Below are 19579 nucleotides of genomic sequence, written 5' to 3'. Positions count from 1 at the left end.
AAGAGATGCTTATTTTGTCTGCAGTTGATAATTTCGCTCGTACTGCTGCTTGTAATTCCGGATCGCTCTGAAAATGGCCGAAGCGATGATGTTTTGTCCGTATTCCGAGGTAAGGTACTGTGCTTCATTGGGGTTGCTGATAAATCCTGTTTCAATCAGAACCGCAGGCATGGAAGCATGATATAGCACGACAAATCGAGCCTGTTTGACCCCCCGTGACCGGCGCTGGGCGCGTTCACTGAACTGGTGCTCAAGCATTCCGGCGATGCGTTCACTGGTCGATATATACCCGCTGTTGGCCAGTTCGTAGATCAGCAGTTCTTCCTGGCTGAGCTGTTTCTGTTCAACATTGCTGTTGGCGCGTACCACTTTGTTTTCGCGTTTCATCACTTCAAGGGCTGTTTGACTTCGTTCCAGCCCGAGAAAATAGACCTCCGAGCCGTAGGGTTGTCGCGAGTGGTTGGAATTGCAGTGAATGGAGACGAAAAGATCCCCCTCCTGGCGATTGGCTATGCGTCCGCGTTCTTCAAGCTCGATGAAACGGTCATCATCACGCGTATAAATTACCTCCACATCCGGCAGATGTTCATTGATGTAGCCGCCCACTTTTTTGGCAATCTGCAGCACAACCTTTTTTTCCAGCACATTATTATAGCCGATGGCACCGGTATCATGTCCGCCGTGTCCCGGATCAAGGACAACCACGTCAAACTTCATCTTATCTTTCACTTTGTCGTAATTGGTGTTTTGCGGCAAAGGTTCCTCTTCCGGTTGCAGGCTGTCGGGAGGAAAGGGAGACTCCGACCATCGAATGGCTGCCAACCCCTGTGTCTGCTGTTCCAAAGCCTGGCGATCGGTATGGGTGAGTCCCAGCAACAAATCATCACTTTTCGCATCCGGATAGAACTGGCTGTCGTAATAGTTATCCGGGTTAAGCCGTATATCCACGCCGATACCGTTGGGGATGTCGTAAAACCGGACATCTTCCAAGAGAGACGACTCGCCCGGGGCGGCAATATTATCCGAATTTATCTTATCGTTAAAAATGGCAAGCTGGATAAGATGGGGTTCGGGCTGGTATACCCGAAAGGAATCGGCCGGCTGCTGCATATTAAATCGTACGACCTGCCCCTTCCCGTCGCTGCGAACGGCCGTGGAAATGCGGGTTAGTGAATTGTCAGCATTCTTCTGGGCTTGTGAAAGCGTGTTGCAGCCTGTTAAAAAAAGACAACTTAGTATAACTACTAAAAAAAATCGGCCATAAAGACAGCCATCATTTCCGGAGCCAGTAGCTTGTAGAGTCACCGTACCTCGTATTGGTTATAGAATGATAATCCTTAAGGCTTGAAATTAAGTAATATTTACACAAGAAAAAAAGAGAGAAGCACAAGGGACCGTATGGCAAGGCTATGGCTGTTGGGCTGCATGGTTGGGCCGGTGGATTCCCGGAAACAGGACCTTTGGGGCTCGTGGAGCTATTGAAACCGGTGGCTTGCCGGATTCCGGTTGCAGCTGGAGGGGACCTTTTTTCCATTCCTGCCAAAAAATCCAAATACTCCCTTCAAAAAGTTGATTATGGCTATTTTATCAATTACAATAACACTACATCCTACCTACTAAACTATAGAAACGGAGGTTTATTTATGGAAGAAAACGCCTTTCTGGAAGCTGCGGAAAATGGAGATATTGAAGCAGTAAAGAGACACCTCTCGGAGGGAACAGATGTTGACACCAGTGATGAGCATAAACGAACGGCTCTCATGAAAGCAGCCAAGCACGGACATACTGAAATCGTGAAATGCCTGCTTGATGAGGGAGCGGATGTGAACGTGCGTGATAACCGGGGAACCAGCGCTCTTTACTGGGCGTCAAGTAACGGTCATCATGAAATTGTGCAGCTTCTGATCAAGCATCGCAGTGATGTGGAAGTGCATGACGACCGGGGATGGTCGGCTAAAGACCAGGCCAGCTATCACCAGCATGATGACATTGTGCATATGTTGGAAGAGGCCGGCGCCCGGTAAAACGTTTCATTTTTTCAATCCTGAAAATACGGAACCCAAAAAATGATGAGAACAACCAATCCGATGACGGGAGGCTTAAGAAGATAAGAGAAAAATCGTCGGTTCTTTATGTATAGCGGGAATCGACCCCTGCTTCCAGTGACGGACAGGCTGAGAGATGATACGCTCGTCGGGCAGCGTCAGGTTCGTAGCCGTACAGAAACGGGTGTCGTCTCTGCAGTGGGCGATAATATTTTTAACGATCGCATCATTGCGATGGGGCGCTTCCATAAAAATTTGGGTCTGCGCACTGTTTCGGGCTTTTTGTTCCAGCTTCAGCAGGGCCTGACGCCGTTTATTCCGGTCGATAGGCAGATAGCCGTGAAAGGCAAACTCCTGGCCGTTAAAGCCCGATCCCATCAATGCCAGCAGGATCGAAGAGGGACCCACCAGCGGTGATACGTGAATATCTTGCGCATGAGCCATCTTTACCAGCTCTGAGCCGGGATCGGCAATCACGGGACACCCCGCTTCGGATAACAGTCCGGCATCGCGTCCCTGTTTCAGCGGATCCAAAAAGGAGGCGATTTCATGCACCGGCGTCTTTTTATTTAGCAGCAGGAAGTCAATTTCATAGTCGGGGATGGTGTCTCCCACCCACTGCAGGTAACGCGAGGCCGTCTGGATATTTTCCACAATCAGGACATCCAGCCGGCGTATGATATTAAGCACGTATTCGGGAATGGTGTTGTTCTCGGGTGTTTTACCAAGTGTATTGGGGACGAGGTAGAGGGTCCCCCGAGCGGAAGAAGAGCGGTTGTTCTTCATGGGAGTCAGTGATCGATTCTTTCTATTTCAAGTTGTTCTGACCCTTCCCGTGCCTTTTTGCCGGCATAGCGATGCACTACCACGGCAATGATCAGGGTAATGATCAGGGCTACGACCGCCATGGCCAGATTGGTCAGTACCAATCCCTTCTGGGTTCCATAGGTAGGCATAATTACAATTTCCTGGAAGGCACCGGCTTGATAACGGATGGGTACCACCCTGATCTGCTGCAACTGTCCCGCCATTTCCACCGGCAACGACAGTTTTTTCTGTATTAAACGGTCCTGTTGATCCTCAAAGCGCAATACGATATAACCGTTGGTTTGAGCGGCTATCTGTTTCAGTTCATAGTCGACGACTTCCGCAGTGTAGCTGTTGCCGTTTTCGTAGGTATCAATGATACCGTACCAGACCATGCTCTGGTGAAGGCACAGGAAGATAAAGGCGGCTGGAATCAGCCATACAAGGTAAAGATATTTATAAGAGTCCATGCGTGTGCAATCCGGTGCATTAGTAAAAAAGGGCGTAATAGAGAACATAGAACCAGCTCAGTAAGCCGTGTATAATCGCCCAGAGAATGGACTCATTGACCGACCACGATATAGCAATGGCCAGTGCCGAACCGAGAGTGATGCCCCCGCGAACAGATTCCGTTACTTTATTGGTTGAGTTTGCCATAGCAGTTGTTAGTTGATATTAGGAAGAACAGGAAACCTAAAGATAGCCAAAATTCAGTTATCAATATTAGAGCGCTTTGCAAAACTATTCTTTTGGCAAATCACTGAATTTTCACGGATTCAACATCCTCACATATGTATGTTTATATATCATATATGCTGTGTTTTCAATAAGCTCAGGCTTTGATATTGACTAAAATTCCTGGTTTTTCAAAATTTCCTGTTAAGCTGCCGCAGGGTGGTCTCGCGCAGGGCCGGATCCCACATCAGGCGCTGCTGGTAATCCTGGTGCATCAGGTTACTGCTCATATGAAACCAGAGGCCAACCTGTAGGGAATCGAAGAAGACGGCCTGACCGAACGGCTCCTGCGAGTAGGTCGAAGCGCCGTAATCCAGTCCATTAAGCAGTCCCATCCGGTTATCGTAAATGGCCCCGTAGAATTCAAAGTCGTTGTTCAAGCTCTGCCGCTCCAGGGGCCAATCCATAATATCCCTGATTCGCTTTGAAACGGCCGGTGAAAGGAGCTGGTCTTGTTGCAGCCTGATCATCAACCCGGAGAGCTCGCCCGCGGTTGACTGGGGGAAAAAGGTCAAGGCATCCCGGCGGTCGGTAAATTGCATCGCAAGTCCCTGCGAAGCATTGAAGAGTTCATCAATACGGTTGCGGAAAGCAGTATCCGACTGGTATTTTTGAGCATTGGTCAATACCATGTCCCGGAACTCCTGGCCTGACAACCTGTCGAGATACTGCAGGTGAGCCTGGGCTGTGGTGTCGTGCGTGGCCGGATTGATGGTTATGTAAAGCCCGGAGAAGGGGAGGGGCCGGTCGGTATGCCGGAGCTTCAGTTGTTCATAGGTATGGCTGATGGCCTCTTCTCCCAACCGGTAATACAGGTAATCGGAAATCGCCAGATCATTAAAAATGATGCCCGCCTGAATAAGGTCCCCCAACGCAACTTCGCTGTCGGAAGTGACAGCGCCTTCGCTGCGGAGCGCTGTTTTGGCATCCTCGTGATTGGTGGCATCGATATAGGGAAGCTGGTAGGCATCCACCTCTTTCAGGGGAATAGGCTCACCGGGATCGAGGGAATCGTTTTCCACCAGGCGGGCGTAGGTTGTAATCAGGAGAAAATTCGAGAGCGTGCCCATGGTATGCGGCTGACCAGCCCCGTATGAGATGACGGTGTCCGGGTTGGTTGCGGAACGCGAGACCACAGCGGCAATACGGGGATGTTCGCCAATATATTCGGTGAGTCCTTTCAGCGAGGTGGTCTTCGATACCCATTCCTGTCCCTCTTGCAGGTCATCACTGTTCTCAAAAAGGGTAAAGAGGGCATTCGGGTTAAAGCCAAAGACGATCAGGAAGACCAGCAGCAGGGTACCGACGGCGACGCCGATAAATTTCAGGATGCGCATGAATAAAATAAATGAAGCTTTAAATATGAGAGAGGTCTGTGAAACCGCTCTTGTAGCCAATCTGTGTATTTTCTTTGCGCATTCAAAACCTCCGCATATGCCTTATGTGTATGCGGAGGTTTTGAATGCGCTCAGGCTTTTGATATTCAGGCTTTGATAGGGACCAAAATTCCAGGTTTCCCAAAGCCTTTTTATGAATACGAAAGATAAAGATCCTGGAAATGGAAATCAGGCCTAAATAGTAAATAGTAGAAAGTAAAAAGTAGTAGGTGGAAAGCATCGATATATCTTCGAGTCGTTCCTCTGTGATTATTCGTCGACATAATGTATATATTTTTTGTCAACCTATTTTAGGGTGAGTCCAAGCCCGTGAATTTAATACTTTTACTTTCTACTTATTACTCATTACTCAGCTTAGCTCACAAACTGCATCATCAGCGCGCAGAGGTAGGCTGCATAGGTGCCGAGGGCATAGCCCAGCACCGCCAGGAGAACGCCTACCGGCGCCAGGGCGGGATGGAAGGCCGAGGCCACAATAGGCGCCGAGGCGGCACCGCCCACGTTGGCCTGGCTGCCTACGGCAATAAAAAAGAAGGGAGCATTGATAAGCTTGGCGACCAGGAACAGAATGAGCACATGGATCAGGATCCACATCAGCCCGATCAGGAAAAAACCCGGGCTCTCTAAGATCGCCAGCACATTCATTTTCATCCCGATCGTAGCGACCAGTACATACAGAAAAAGGCTTCCCACCTTGGAAGCCCCGGCCCCCTCCAGCTTCCGCGCCCGGGTGAAAGAGAGCAGCAGTCCCCCGGTGGTGGCAATGACGATAATCCAGAAAAAGCGTGAATCGAGGCTCAGCTGACTGAGTTGCGGGGCATTCTCGGCAATCCAGGGGGCAATAGCATCGCCTCCGAGATGCCCGATGGCCGTAACCACAAAAGCAACGGCCACAATACTGGTCAGGTCGGCCAGCGTGGGTATTTTGGCAATACTCGCCTTATAGTTCTCGATTTTTTTTCGCAGCTCGGTGATGGGCGTGGCATCCGCATTAAACCAGCGGTCGATACGCTCGGAAATGCCGGCTCCATAGAGCAGGAAACCGAGCCAGATGTTGGCCACGATGATATCCACTGTAACCATGGCTGAAAACAGGTTGTCGCTGGGATCGAAAACTTCGTACATGGCCGTCTGGTTGGCTCCGCCCCCGATCCAGCTGCCGGCAACCGTTGAGAGTCCGCGCCACAGGGCATCCGGGCCTTCCCCGCCCACCAGTTCCGGCGAAAAATAACCGGCCGTCAACACGGCCAGGGGTCCCCCTGCAACGATACCCAGCGTTCCGGCCAAAAACATGATAATGGCCTTGGGACCCAGACCGATGATGCCTTTGAAATCTATGCTCAGCGTTAACAGCACGAGGCTTGCCGGCAGCAGGTAGCGTGAGGCCACAAAATAGAGATTGGACTCTTCACCGGAAATCAGTCCCAGGGAATTAAAGATGGAAGGAATAAAATAGCAGAGCAGCAGGGAGGGGACAAACGTATAAAATTTTTGCCATTTGGGGTTGTCGCTGCTGGAAGTAATGAAAATTAAAGCCAGTATAAGCAGCAGGATACCTAAAACCACTGCATCGTTGGTAAAGACCGGAGCAGCAAAAAATGTATGCATAGTTTCTTTTATTTAAATAAAATAGTTAGCCCGTATGTCTCCTGGCGAGGCCCTCGAACTCTCGAACGGCGAACCGTTCTTTTGGCCAATGTCGCCGTTACCGGCCGGTTGAAATCCTTACATATGGCAATATGTTGCAACGGCAATCCCCCGTTGGCCCTGGCTTTGAACAAAGGCCCTGGTATTCAAAAGCCTCTTAAATAAGTTAACTTTACAAATTAAAAAAATGGAATATCGTGAACTTTCTGAATGAAAAGAGTTAAAATAAAAATTATTGGTAAAAATGATATCTTACCCTCGCTGCCGGTCCCTGACCTGCGTTACCCTCTCGGGATGCTGGTACGCCACAGGCTTCGCAGCTCAGATGTAGATGTGCGAAACGTCCGCCCATTCTTCGCATGCAGAAAACATTCGTAATATGGAGGCCTTGGCCCGTACTCCCCGGAACTTTGGGAGTGAGAAATCTGGATTAGGCCCTGAATCTACATTATATTTGGGGTTTTGCGCAAATGGTATGAAAATAGAGTTTGAAAAGGTTATACTTACCACTCTATTTTTATTTTAATCGAACATTTTTTGGGGAATGACAAAATTTGCTGTTATTGGAACCGGAAGGACCGGTGGAAAAGTTCTTGATATATTAGATGACGAGCAGGTGGTCGGACCTTTTAACTCTTCGGAGAAGCCGACGGCCGAGGCACTGCAACAAGCTGATGTCGCTATTCTTTTTGTGCCGGGTGCCGCCGTCGAGGATCTGGTTGAGCCGCTGATGAGCTCGGGTATTCCTTCGGCGTGGGGGACCACCGGCTATGAATGGCCGGAAGATCTGGACAAGCGCCTGCGAATACAGGGTATAAAATGGTTGCAGGCTTCGAACTTCAGCCTGGGCATGAGCATCGTACGCCGCTGCCTCAATGTCATTGGACAGAGTTCTTCGGTGTTGACGGAGCCCTCATTCCATATTCATGAGATCCATCACATTCATAAACAGGATGCACCCAGCGGTACGGCCCTGTCGTGGCAGGAGTGGCTGGGCCGCGAGGCGGAGATTACCTCCGAGCGGAAGGGGGATATCAAAGGCATCCACCGGCTTGAAGTGAAGACGGATACCGAATCCATCCGGCTGGAGCACCGGGCCCGCGACCGTGAGATCTTTGCCCGGGGCGCCGTCTGGGCAGCGGAACAGCTGGTAAAACCGGAGATTGAGCCCGGGTTTCACGATTTTTCCACTATTTTTGATTTTATAATGCAACAGTCATGAAGATTACAGATACACAAACCTGGACCGCGGTAGTCACACCGATGCACGAAAATGGCGAACTTAACCTGGAGGATTTGGCGTCGCTGATCTATAAACAGGATGAGGCCGGTAATGGCGTGCTGGTGTTAGGAAGTACCGGAGAGGGACTGGCCCTGGGCCTGGAAGATAAAAAGCAGGTCGTCAAGACCGCCTCGAGCCTGAATATTGAGATCCCTGTGATGGCCGGTGTGGGGGGCTTTAATCTCCGCCATCAGCTGGAGTGGATAGAATATTGTCACCAGTTTGAGATCGACGCCTTTCTGCTGGTCACACCATTGTATGCCAAACCGGGTGCAAAGGGACAGGTCCAGTGGTTCAAGTCGCTTTTGGACGCCGCTGACAAGCCCTGCATGGTGTATAACGTCCCCTCTCGAACCGGTGTCAAAATGAGTGTTGAAATGCTGATGGAGCTGAAGGGACATCCGAATTTTGAGGTGGTGAAAGAGGCCAGCGGAAGCATAACCGATTTTCAGAGATACCGCGCAAGTGCGCCGGAGCTGGCTTTCTACAGCGGCGATGATGCCCTGACGCCCTTCTTTGCGATGGCCGGTTGCACGGGGCTGGTCTCCGTAGCCTCGAACGTGTGGCCGAAGGCCGTACACCGCTATGTACAGTGGTGTATGGAGGGACGCGGGCCGGAACTGCTCCCGCTCTGGCAGGAGTGTGCGGATGCGTTGTTTGAAGCACCCAACCCTGTGCCGGTCAAGCTGCTGCTCAAAGAGAAAGGATGGATTTCTTCCTCTGCGTTGCGTCCCCCTCTGACTGAAGATGAACTGGCCGATATCAGTTTGTTGAAAAATGCAGATCAAATGATCCGGGACTGGTACGAGGAAACCGGCAGCGACTGACCGAATCGATGCAGCAGCGTGTCATACGTCTAAGGCAGACATCATCACTGGCTTTATTTATTTGAAAAAAATATCTAACTGACAAATAAAATAGTACAACACCATGAGTGACAGTAACTGGGAAATCATTTTAGATCAGCTTGAAGAGGGCGAAGTCCGCGCCGCAGAACCCAGAGGAGACGGATGGGAGGCTAATGTAGAAGTAAAAGAAGCCATCCTGGCTTCCTTTGGCGCCGGCGAAAACACCGAATATTCCGGCATTTACGATGGTTTTGTTGATAAGCAGAACCTCCCCCCCCGGCGGTTTACCGTGGCCGACAACGTGCGGCTGGTTCCCGGTGGATCGTCCGTTCGCCGCGGCGCCTATGTCGCTCCGGGCGTTATCATCATGCCCCCGGCCTATGTGAATGTGGGCGCTTATGTGGATGAAGGGTCGATGATCGACAGCCATGCTCTGGTAGGCTCCTGTGCCCAGGTGGGAAAGAACGTTCATCTTTCCGCCGGCGTGCAGCTGGGAGGCGTGCTTGAGCCTGTGGGACTCAGTCCCGTGGTGATCGAAGATGATTGTTTTGTCGGGGCGGGGGCCGTCATTGTGGAGGGCATCCTCGTTAAAAGGGGAGCGGTTATCGCTCCGGGGGTCACCTTGTCCAAATCGATCCCCGTGTACGACTGCGTAAACGAAGAGATACTTAAAAAGGGAGCCGCCATCCCCGAAAGGGCCGTGGTCATCCCCGGTACGCGTCCCATGAGCGGCAGCTGGGCCACCGAACAGGGACTCAGCATGGCCTGCCCGATGATTGTCAAATATCGTGATGCTCAAAGCGATGCCTCGCTTGAGTTGGAAGACGCACTGCGCTGATGGAATACATGAGCACGACTGACTTGTTCATAATGCAGTCTACAGCCTGAATCAATAGATATATTTTATATTTAAATTAACGAAATGCGCATTTTAAAGTTCGGCGGTACTTCTGTGGGATCAGAAGATGCCATCAGAAAAGTTCTAAAACTTATTGCCAGGAAACGGGAAGAAGGCCGCATACAGGTGGTTGTGTCCGCTTTCGGGGGGGTGACCAACACATTGCAGCAGATGGTGGAGGATGCTTCTGCCGGCAACCAGTCCTACCGGGAACAGCTCAAGGCTATTGAAGACCGCCATATTGATATCGTACGCAAGCTTATCGGTGTGAAACAGCAGAGCACGGTATTGACCGAACTCAAAGTGCTGCTTAATGAGCTCGATGATGTGCTGCATGGCGTCTCTCTCACGCACGAGCTTACCGACCGCACCCGTGATTTTGTGCTGGGCTTCGGGGAACGCCTCTCGGCCTATATCCTCAGTAAAGCATTGGCGAGCAGCGGCATAGAGGCGGAATATATTGATGCCCGGGAGCTGATAAAGACCAACGACGATTTCGGAAACGCCCGGGTGCTGGTTCCCACAACTTACGAAAATATCCGGGAACGGCTCCAGGAAAGTGAGTTTGTGGGTATTGTTACCGGTTATATCTCATCCACGGTAAACGGCGAAACGACGACTCTCGGTCGGGGCGGGTCGGATTATACCGCCTCGCTCATCGGGGCCGCCCTGAATGCGGAAGCTATCGAAATATGGACGGATGTCGAGGGGATCATGACGGCCGATCCCCGCAAAGTAGGGCGTCATCTGCCGATCGGAAGGCTCTCCTACGAAGAGGCTATGGAGCTCTCTCATTTCGGGGCCGAGGTCATCTACCCGCCGACCATCCACCCGGCGATGGAGCAGGCAATCCCCATCTTTATTAAAAATACGTTCAAGCCCGAAGCCAAGGGCACGGTCATTACCCGGGAGGTGCAGGATGACAAGTCGAGTGTCAAGGGGATCTCCTCCATTGACCATATCACCCTTATCACCCTGAAGGGAAGCGGCATGGTGGGCGTCAGCGGATTCGCCGCGCGTATTTTTTCGGCGCTGGCCGATGCCGGAGTCAACATTATCATGATTACCCAGGCGTCGTCGGAGCATACGGTGTGTTTCGCCGTTCTGCCCGGCCAGGCCGCTCTGGCCATGCAGGCGCTGGAACGTCATTTCAAGCGGGAGCTTGAGGAAGGGATTATTGATGAGATAAAAGAGGAGCCGGATTGTTCCATCGTGGCCGCGGTCGGCGAAGGAATGAAACGGACACCGGGGATATCGGGACGCTTTTTCCGATCGCTGGGACGCAATGGCATTAATGTGCGCGCTATCGCCCAGGGCTCTTCGGAGCGGAATATCTCAATCGTCGTCCAGGAGGATGACCTGGCTAAGACGCTCAACACCATCCACGATGCTTTTTTCCTGAGTGAGATAAAATCCGTCAACCTGTTCTTGATCGGCATCGGGCTGATCGGAAGCAAGCTGCTCGACCTGTTTGACAAGCAGGCCAGTCTCCTTTTTGAGAAGCATAATATAGAGCTCAAGCTATGCGGTATTGCCAATTCAAGATATTACAAGATCCGTGAAGAGGGAATGCCGTTTACGGGCTGGCCGGATCGTCTCGAAGAGGAAGGAGAACCGATGAGCCTTCAACAGTTTTTGGAGGAGGCTGACAGGCTGAACCTTCCCAACAGCCTGTTTATCGACTGTACGGCCAGCGAGGAGGTATCCGATTTTTATCCCGAAGTAATGAAGGCCAATTTTTCACTGGTTACTGCCAACAAGAAAGCTAACTCGGGTACGCTGAAGCGTTACCAGGAGCTGCAGGAGCTGGCGCTCGAACATAATGTAATGTATCTCTATGAGACGAATGTGGGAGCGGGATTGCCGGTCGTAAAAACGCTGAAGGAGCAGGTGCTGGCGGGCGATGAAATTACCAAAATAGAGGGCGTGCTCTCGGGAACGCTGAGCTATATATTTAACACTTATGACGGAAAAACGCCCTTCAGCCAGGTCGTCAGGAATGCATTGGAGAAAGGATATACCGAGCCCGATCCGCGGGAGGACCTGAACGGCAGGGATGTGGCCCGCAAGCTGCTCATTTTGGCGCGCGAGGCCGGCATTGAAGTGGAAATGGGGGACCTGGAGGTACAAAACCTGGTTCCCGGTCCGGCCCGGGAGGCGGACAGTATCGAGGACTTTTTTGAGAAGCTGGCGGAATTTGACGACGATTTTCGGCAGCAGTATGAGCAGGCGGCCTCCAAAGGGCACCGCCTCTGTTATATTGCCCGGTACGAACAGGGCGATGCCACAGTGGCACTGGAGGAGATCGGTTCCGATCATCCTTTCAGCGGACTCTCGGGCAGCGATAATATCATCGCTTTCCATACCAAACATTACCGGGACACCCCATTGGTGGTAAAAGGTCCCGGCGCCGGTGCAGAGGTCACGGCCGGCGGCATACTGGCCGATATCCTGAGGATCAGTAATGTACCCTCCTTCAGCAATAAAATCGTATAGCTAATGAAATCAACATATGAACACAAGGAAGTCCGTGTATTTGCCCCGGCCAGCGTAGCCAATGTAAGCTGCGGTTTTGATGTCATGGGGTTTACCCTCGAAGCCCCCGGCGACGAGATTGTTGTTAGGCCTGCAGACGAGGGGCAGGTTGTGATCAAATCCATTACCGGTGACGATGGATTACTGCCCAGTAATGCCCTTAAAAATACGGCCAGCGTGGCTGTTCAGACGCTGCTCGACCACCTGGGATTTGAAAACGGCATCGAAATTGAGGTGCACAAGCAGATGCCGCTGGGGAGTGGACTGGGTTCCAGTGCAGCCAGTTCGGCGGGTGCGGTATTGGCGGTCAACCGGCTGTTGGGCGAGCCGCTGGGCCGCAAGGAGCTGCTGCCCTTTGCCGCGGAAGGCGAGCGCGTGGCCTGCGGGACCGCCCATTACGATAATGTGGGCCCCTCCCTGCTGGGTGGTTTTGTGTTTATCCGCAGTTCCGACCCGCTTGATATCTTTAATCTCCCTTTTCCCGAGTCACTCTATGCGGTTATCGTACACCCGCAGATAGAGATCAAAACCGAGGATACCCGCCGGATCCTCCGGAACGATATCTCACTCGGCCAGGCGGTCAGGCAGTGGGGCAATGTAGGGGGACTGGTGGCCGGGTTGATCAACAAGGATCTGGATCTGATTGCCCGTTCCATGGAAGACGTTATTATTGAGCCGATCCGGTCGGTCCTCATCCCGGGCTACGATGCCGTCAAGGAGGCTGCTCTCGAGGGTGGGGCAGTGGGAGCGGGAATCGCCGGTTCGGGTCCCTCTATTTTTGCCCTGACGCCCGACCGCGAGACGGCGCTGAACGTCAGCAATGCCATGAAATCGGAACTGGACCGGATCGGCCTGCCCTCGGACGAATATATATCCCGCATCAATACCAAAGGAGCAAAAGTAATCGATGTCAAAGACTGAAACCATAGCATTCATCAGCACCCGGGAAAAGACCCGGCCGGTCAGTTTTTTAGAGGCCATGGAGAAGGGACTGGCGCCGGACGGGGGGTTGTATGTCCCCGACCGGTGGCCGGACCTGACGGACCCGTTCTGGAAGAATATCCAGGGAAAGTCCCTGCAGGAAATCGGCCTGCTGCTGTCCCGCACCTTTATCCCCGAAGTCGCTGCCCGCGAGCTGCAGCCGCTGGTCGAGGATGCCCTCTCTTTTGAAGCCCCGCTTGTTCACCTGCATGACGACAGGTATATTTTGGAACTGTTTCACGGCCCCACCCTGGCGTTCAAAGACTTCGGTGCGCGCTTTATGGCCCGGATGATGAGTTACCAGGCCCGCCGGAAGGGAGAGCAGATGGTGATCCTGGTGGCGACCTCCGGGGATACGGGCAGCGCCGTGGGGCGTGCTTTTGAAGGGGTGGAAGGAGTGGACGTATGCCTGCTGTATCCCAGCGGCAAGGTGAGCAAGCTGCAGGAACAGCAGCTGACGACTATCGGGGGCAATGTCACGGCACTCGAGGTTGAGGGAACGTTTGACGACTGCCAGAAGATGGTTAAAGAGGCCTTTTTGGACGAGGAGCTGCGAAAGGATATAACCCTCAGCTCGGCCAATTCCATTAACATCGCCCGGCTGCTGCCCCAGATGTTTTATTACGCGGCCGCGCTGGCGCAGCTCGAAGAAAAAAGCCCCGTACATTTTTGCGTACCCAGCGGTAATTTTGGCAACCTCACGGCGGGAATGATGGCGGGGAAAACCGGCATGCCGGCAGGACAGTTTGTGGCGGGAACCAACGTCAATGATGTCGTCCCGCTCTTTTTGGAGGAGGGAGACTTTGTGCCCAGGCCCTCCCGGGCTACCATTTCCAGCGCCATGGATGTCGGTAACCCCAGTAACCTGGAGCGCATCCGAGCCCTTTACCCGGGAATGGCGACGCTGAAACAGCATCTCTGGGCCGCCTCCTTCGACGATGATCAGACCAGGGATGCGATCCGGGAAGTCTACAGCAACTACGATTACCTCCTCGACCCGCATACGGCTGTTGGTTACCTGGCGGCCCGGCAGTACAAGGACGAGCGGAAAGGGGATCGGGATCCCGTCATTATCTTGTCAACCGCCCACCCCGCCAAATTCGGCGACATTATCGAGCCGGTTATCGGCCGGCCCGTTACCATGCCCGATCGCCTGGCCGAAAGTCTCCGCAGAGAGAAGAAAAGTATCGGGATGAAAGCGGAATACCCGGCTTTTGAAGCGTTTTTGAAGGAGAGTTATGGGTCTTGAACCCAACTCAGCAGGAATCTCATTCTTTTAGTGCAGTAGTTTTATTTGACGAAGAGACAGGGGAAGTTTGCCCGACCAAGTTTCACTGTCTCGGGATTTTGATAAAATTCATTTTCACTGACCTCATCCAGGTATTCTTCATAGCCTCATCGTGTGCCTGTTCTTGATGATCAAATATCTTCTCTAAAAATAAAAAAGCAGCCACATCAAATCTTGGAAGTTCAATGAAAATGAATTCATCTATATCATGAAAAAAATGGAAGTCAGGATTCTTAGTTTTAAAAACCAGTAAAGAGTTTCTTTGAGAGTGTTAATAAAAGCAGAACAATTTTCGGTATTATTACAGGTTAACAACAGGTTGAAAACATTAAACGTTATGGAAATATACACTTCATATCAGGACCGGCCGAATGTTCTAAAAAACCATCAAACAAAATTGTACGACTACTACGGTGAGTCTAAACTGACAACAAAATCGGGCAGCGGTCTCTATTCATACCGGTTTAAAACGAAGGATCACCGTATGTTAAAGGTAGATTACGATTCACGCTTTTATAAATTAGTATTTTGTTTTGACGGCTATTCAGAATCGTTTCTGGGAAAGAAAAAAAGGTATTCCTTTCAAAAGGGAAAAGCTGTTTTTTACCATACGTTGCCAAAGACCCATTGTTCAAAGCTAGAGGCCAATGCACACTTTAAAATTGTTCATCTGCATCTACCTGATGTGATGGTGGAAGAACTACAGATTCTTTTTCCTGACCTGTTCCGGAATGAAGTTATCGAAATCCCGTTACCACCTCAAAGTTATTCCCTGTTGCAGTTGGATCAAAATACACCGCAACAATCACAGGAACTTCGCGAGCTTTTTTTGGAGAAAACGATACTTGAGCAGGTTTACGGTTTTTTTGAAACAGTCATTGGACGACAGAACGGCCTGAAAAACATACAGCGATCGGATGCAAAAAAGCTTGCTGAGGTGATAGACCTGATAGAAAATTCACAACACTACTTGACAATCAACGAGTTATCCAGGAAAGTAGGAATCAACTCCTTTAAGCTAAAAACTCTTTTTAGGAGAGAACTTAACAAATCAGTATTTGAATACCAGGCGGAAAAAAATCTTTCGAAGGCCTATCAACTGCTTCTTGAAACGCAGAATTCTGTAAGCAAAGTAGGCTTGCTGTGTGGTTATCAAAGCGTGGGAAGCTTTTCTAATGCCTTTAAAAGACAGTTTGGAATTCGCCCGTCGGATCTAAGAAAATCCTGATTGGATAAAAAAGATTACCGATTGGATAACGACGGAAGATATATTGGTCCATATATTTTCTTTAAAAAATCATGAAAGCAAATGTAATAACTTCACATGGCAAGCCTTCAGAGGTCTTTGCTATGATCGATACCGATACTCCGAAGATTAATCAAGACGATGTACTGGTAAACGTACATTATACCAGTGTAAATCCTGTGGACTGCCGAATCAGAAATCACTCTCAAGCGAAACGGGATTTCCCGCTGATTGCAGGATACGATCTGTACGGCGAAGTGGTAGACGTGGGCGGGGAGGTCAAAGATTTAACCATTGGCGATCGTATTATCGCTTCTCCTTCTCCATTCAGGCCCGGAGCCAATGCCGAATATATTGCCGTAAAAGCGGCGACATGCCTGAAAGTTAATGACTTGGATCCTGTCATTGGGGCTGCTATTCCGCTTACCGGTATCACCGCTTATGAGGGGCTTTTTGACCGACTTCAGTTAAAAGAAGGCAACACGGTCATGATTCAGGCCGGGGCCGGTGGCGTGGGGCATCTTGCCATACAGTTGGCGAAAAGCGCTGGCTGTACCGTTATCACTACAGCCAGCCGCCCGCAATCCATAGCATATTGCCGGGAAACATTGGGTGCCGATCTAGTCATAAACTATAAAACCTCATCTGTGGAGGAATCCGTAAAGGAGTTCACCGGGGGGAAAGGACTTCCCTTCATTTTTGATACTGTTGGAGGAAAAACTTTTGTTGAATCACTCAATTATTTGAGGCCTGGGGGACATATTTGTACCATCCTTCCTGTAAGTTTTGATTCTTCTGTAGGAAATTCAAATTTGATAAGGAATATTACTATAAGTTATGAATTTATGGGAGCTTCTGCGGTTTATGGACTGGCTCCAAACAGACACCGGGAGATACTCAATCAGTTGGTTGCATCCATTGATCAGGAGAAACTGGTTCCTTATATATCAAAGGTCTTTACGTTTGGTCAAATAGCTGAAGCTCACGAATTAATCGAACGAAAGCATACTACTGGTAAAATCGTTATTTCGGTCAAAACCTGATAAAGGTCTTACCGAGAGCTATCCGGAGTCTTTATCGAATTACGGCTAAGTTGCATCACTGATGAAGCGCTTGATCTTGTTAGGCTAATTTTGCCCCATTCTCAATTATTTTATCTGGAATAGCCAGAACTACATTGCCATTATTGTCATAAAAGCCAGTGACCAAACACTCAGACATAATGGGACCAATTTGTTTAGGCGGGAAATTTACTACAGCGATTATCATCTTATTGATTAAATCTTCCTTACTGTACAGATCGGTAATTTGGGCACTTGATTTCTTAATGCCGATCTCTTCACCAAAATCAATCTTTAAAATATAGGCAGGCTTTCTTGCCTCGGGGAAATCATTGGCTTCAATAATTGTGCCTACTCGCAATTCTACCTTTTTAAAATCACTCCATTCTATTTTATTCAACATAGAATTTTATGTTCATGAAAATTAAAGTGGGCCTAACGACCCTTTAAAAATAAAAAATCACTGATGCAAATTCGTAACACGGAATGTTCGTCAAAAGAAGCAAAAACCGAATAGTCAGGTAAAAGACTAGGATATCAGTCTTGGTTAGCCAGGCTTCTTACAAATAACGCCCTTTCTGGTTAATCTTTCGAATAAATAATAGATAAGGAGCCTTAAAACAAGTATTGCTTAGGGCCTGCAAGAAATGCGATCCCCCTCCGTAACTGCATTGATAATGGATATTCGTTATTACGGTATTAGTAATAGTACACGACCAATCGTGTATAAATCCTGTTCTATCTTAAACATTTTTGGATACGTATTCAAATTAGGGTATACCCTAAATCACCACGCTTTTCCGGATTTCCAAAAGGGGCCCGCGGGCCTCTTTTGTGGTTTTGAATACAATACCCTGATTACGATACGGCCAGGACCAAATATATCGACGGAATTATAAAAATTACCCGGGTGGGGCTTCCCGCAAATGTTATTTGTCCCCTATTTATCCGCCCGTTCAAGTCACACGTGAGAGCCTTTCATTGCGATAGCCAGTCCCTTGGTAAAGGCCTGGATCACCGCTTCGAGGGTGTCCGGCGAGGCTCCTTTTGAGACCCACTGCTGCTCGCCGTTTCTCAGGGTTAGCGTAACGGTTACCAGCGAATCCGTATCGGGACTGAGGATATCGATTTCGTGATTTTCCACGACCAGGGGAAAGACGTTGTCTGTCTCCGTACGAATAGCCGTGAGAACGGCATCGATGGGGCCCACGCCTTTGGACTCGGAGACCACTTCGCGGCCTTCCAGGCTCAGTTTTACGGTGGCCTGGACCAGCCCGTGTTTGCGCATAATCAGTTTGTAGTCCAACACTTCCACCGGGTATTTCAGATCTGTATCCTCATCAAAGATGAGCGACTGCAGGACCTCTATTTCATTGTTGCTGAGCGTTTTGCCTTTTTTGTTGATCTTGGATACGTAATCATTGTACAGCTGTTCGTGCTCCTTGTCCATCTTGAGATTCGCCATGAAAGTATCGCGCGATTTGCCCCAGGACTTTTTCTGCATCCCGATGAAGCCGGAATTGACGTAGCTGATCACCTTCTTGAGGTCCGCTGAAAGCACCGGTGAATTGAGGGAATGTTTAGTAACAACCTGGGTATCTTTAAAACCCGTTCCGGTGGCCACAAAGAGGCATTTTTTCCCGCTGAATTGCTCATTATGCTTCTTAAAGGCGGCCAGCGGCAGTGCGCCCGCCGGTTCCACAAAATCACCCTCTGTTACCGCCAGCTCTTTGAGGGCATCCAGGATTTCATCTTCCGAGACGGTAAAAGCCATGCCCTCCGACTGGTCGATGCCCTCGAGCACTTTGTAAAAATCCACCGGGTCCGGCACCGCTACCGAACTGGCCATGGTCTGCACCTGTTCTTTGACAATCTTCTCTTTTTTGAAAATCCCTTCGACCACCGGTGAGCTCTGGTCCGGCTGAATAGCGACCAGCTTTGGAATACGATCGATCAGTCCCCCCTCCCGCATTTCTTTATACCCCTTGAAGATGGCACTGAAATTGGTACCGCATCCTACAGGAATAAAAATATAATCCATATCACTGCCCCCCTGGTCGACTAATTCATAAGTAAACGATTTTTGTCCCTCTTCCCGAAAAACGAAGTCCCCGGCCAGGTAATAATTGCCTGACTTGGCAAACTCCCGGCAGAGCTGCTCGCAGGTGCTGAAGGACCCTTTGATACGGATAATATTCGCATCGAAAATCGTGGCCTGTGCCAGCTTGGCTTCGGTGGTTTTTTCGGGGACAAAAACAAAGCAGGGGATGTTAAAGTAGCACGCATAAGCCGCTACCGAGGCCGCCATGTTGCCGGTGGAGGCCAGGCAGATGGCATCGGCTTCCAGTTCCCGTGCTTTCTGGACTTCGATGTAGCTTCCGCGATCCTTGAAGCAGCCGGTCGGATGCTCGAATTCCAGCTTGGTCCACAAGTCGGCCCCGTACGTTTCGGAAAGCCTGCCCAGTCGCTTTAGCGCAGTGGGATGGGTCTTTAAGGGATCGGGCAGAATATTTTTTAAAGGATATTGCAAGTCTTCGGAGGGCTGGTCGTAGTCAACCCGAAGCACGCTTCCGCATTCCGTGCAGTAGGTGGTGGTCTCCTCCTCGGAATTGGGATGGCCGTTGGGCACACATTTGAGGGTATATCCGGTTGTTGCAGTGGCCATAATAGCGTAATGAAGTTCGTTTGTTATCTATCTTTTGAAAGGTAATACAGCTCTGCATGAATATTCAATAAGAGGCGTGTTTCTACCCCCTATCCATAACCTGTACCTATAAGATAGTACTCATGCTTGCCATATTGCTTTCAG

General features: G+C 50.2%; 17 protein-coding genes. 9 read left to right on the top strand and 8 right to left on the bottom strand.

Translation table 11 applies throughout. The features are described 5' to 3' along the window. Positions 1-9: 9 nt before the first annotated feature. Positions 10-1305: an N-acetylmuramoyl-L-alanine amidase family protein gene (locus BUB16_RS21720; protein ID WP_211483095.1), complete on the bottom strand. Its 1296-nt coding sequence runs from the start codon at positions 1303-1305 to the stop codon at positions 10-12. A 338-nt stretch (positions 1306-1643) separates the two neighbouring features. Here BUB16_RS21720 and BUB16_RS22155 point away from each other — a divergent pair, with 338 nt between their 5' ends. Then, positions 1644-2024 (top strand): ankyrin repeat domain-containing protein, encoded by a 381-nt coding sequence (locus BUB16_RS22155; protein ID WP_244545639.1) that lies wholly within the window; start codon positions 1644-1646, stop codon positions 2022-2024. A 75-nt stretch (positions 2025-2099) separates the two neighbouring features. Here the strand turns inward: BUB16_RS22155 and BUB16_RS04915 are convergent, their stop codons facing one another. From BUB16_RS04915 to BUB16_RS04900, 5 genes are all read right to left on the bottom strand, one after another. Next, positions 2100-2831 (bottom strand): SAM-dependent methyltransferase, encoded by a 732-nt coding sequence (locus BUB16_RS04915; RefSeq protein WP_073060124.1) that lies wholly within the window; start codon positions 2829-2831, stop codon positions 2100-2102. A 5-nt stretch (positions 2832-2836) separates the two neighbouring features. Next, entirely contained in the window at positions 2837-3322 is a 486-nt protein-coding gene (locus tag BUB16_RS04910) for a hypothetical protein (RefSeq protein WP_073060121.1), read from the bottom strand. A gap of 19 nt (positions 3323-3341) precedes the next feature. Then, complete coding sequence (locus BUB16_RS21385) at positions 3342-3509, bottom strand: hypothetical protein (protein WP_170864284.1); 168 nt, start codon at positions 3507-3509, stop codon at positions 3342-3344. 209 nt (positions 3510-3718) lie between these two features. Beyond that, positions 3719-4924: a serine hydrolase gene (locus BUB16_RS04905; protein ID WP_073060118.1), complete on the bottom strand. Its 1206-nt coding sequence runs from the start codon at positions 4922-4924 to the stop codon at positions 3719-3721. A gap of 414 nt (positions 4925-5338) precedes the next feature. Beyond that, positions 5339-6592, bottom strand: a complete 1254-nt coding sequence (locus BUB16_RS04900) for a DUF819 family protein (protein WP_073060115.1) — start codon at positions 6590-6592, stop codon at positions 5339-5341. A 583-nt stretch (positions 6593-7175) separates the two neighbouring features. Between BUB16_RS04900 and BUB16_RS04895 the strand changes: the two genes are divergently transcribed. From BUB16_RS04895 to BUB16_RS04860, 8 genes are all read left to right on the top strand, one after another. Next, entirely contained in the window at positions 7176-7853 is a 678-nt protein-coding gene (locus tag BUB16_RS04895) for a dihydrodipicolinate reductase C-terminal domain-containing protein (RefSeq protein ID WP_073060111.1), read from the top strand. Continuing rightward, positions 7850-8740, top strand: a complete 891-nt coding sequence (gene dapA, locus BUB16_RS04890) for a 4-hydroxy-tetrahydrodipicolinate synthase (protein ID WP_073060107.1) — start codon at positions 7850-7852, stop codon at positions 8738-8740. Before BUB16_RS04895 ends, dapA begins: the two co-directional genes overlap by 4 nt. 103 nt (positions 8741-8843) lie before the next feature. Beyond that, on the top strand, positions 8844-9599 hold the full coding sequence (locus tag BUB16_RS04885) for a 2,3,4,5-tetrahydropyridine-2,6-dicarboxylate N-succinyltransferase (protein WP_073060104.1): 756 nt from the start codon (positions 8844-8846) through the stop codon (positions 9597-9599). A gap of 84 nt (positions 9600-9683) precedes the next feature. Then, positions 9684-12155, top strand: a complete 2472-nt coding sequence (gene thrA / locus BUB16_RS04880; RefSeq protein ID WP_073060101.1) for a bifunctional aspartate kinase/homoserine dehydrogenase I — start codon at positions 9684-9686, stop codon at positions 12153-12155. A 3-nt stretch (positions 12156-12158) separates the two neighbouring features. After that, complete coding sequence (locus BUB16_RS04875) at positions 12159-13115, top strand: homoserine kinase (protein ID WP_073060098.1); 957 nt, start codon at positions 12159-12161, stop codon at positions 13113-13115. After that, positions 13102-14424, top strand: a complete 1323-nt coding sequence (thrC, locus tag BUB16_RS04870; RefSeq protein WP_139240193.1) for a threonine synthase — start codon at positions 13102-13104, stop codon at positions 14422-14424. The genes BUB16_RS04875 and thrC (BUB16_RS04870) overlap by 14 nt, the downstream gene beginning before the upstream one ends. Positions 14425-14947: 523 nt before the next feature. Then, the gene (locus BUB16_RS04865; protein WP_170864283.1) at positions 14948-15691 is read left to right on the top strand and encodes a helix-turn-helix domain-containing protein; all 744 of its coding nucleotides are present in this window, start codon (positions 14948-14950) and stop codon (positions 15689-15691) included. A 71-nt stretch (positions 15692-15762) separates the two neighbouring features. Next, positions 15763-16752, top strand: coding sequence for a quinone oxidoreductase family protein (locus BUB16_RS04860; protein ID WP_073060092.1), 990 nt, complete (start codon positions 15763-15765; stop codon positions 16750-16752). Positions 16753-16831: 79 nt separating this feature from the next. On the opposite strand, the gene BUB16_RS04855 is transcribed toward BUB16_RS04860, so the two are convergent. Together BUB16_RS04855 and thrC (BUB16_RS04850) are read right to left on the bottom strand one after the other, a co-directional pair. Then, entirely contained in the window at positions 16832-17170 is a 339-nt protein-coding gene (locus BUB16_RS04855) for a tRNA-binding protein (protein WP_073060532.1), read from the bottom strand. 561 nt (positions 17171-17731) lie between these two features. Beyond that, complete coding sequence (gene thrC, locus BUB16_RS04850) at positions 17732-19435, bottom strand: threonine synthase (protein WP_073060089.1); 1704 nt, start codon at positions 19433-19435, stop codon at positions 17732-17734. Positions 19436-19579 lie beyond the last annotated feature (144 nt).

The organism is Fodinibius roseus, from assembly GCF_900129315.1.
Lineage (GTDB): Bacteria > Bacteroidota > Rhodothermia > Balneolales > Balneolaceae > Fodinibius > Fodinibius roseus.
This window is presented reverse-complemented; position numbering and strand designations above follow the sequence as displayed.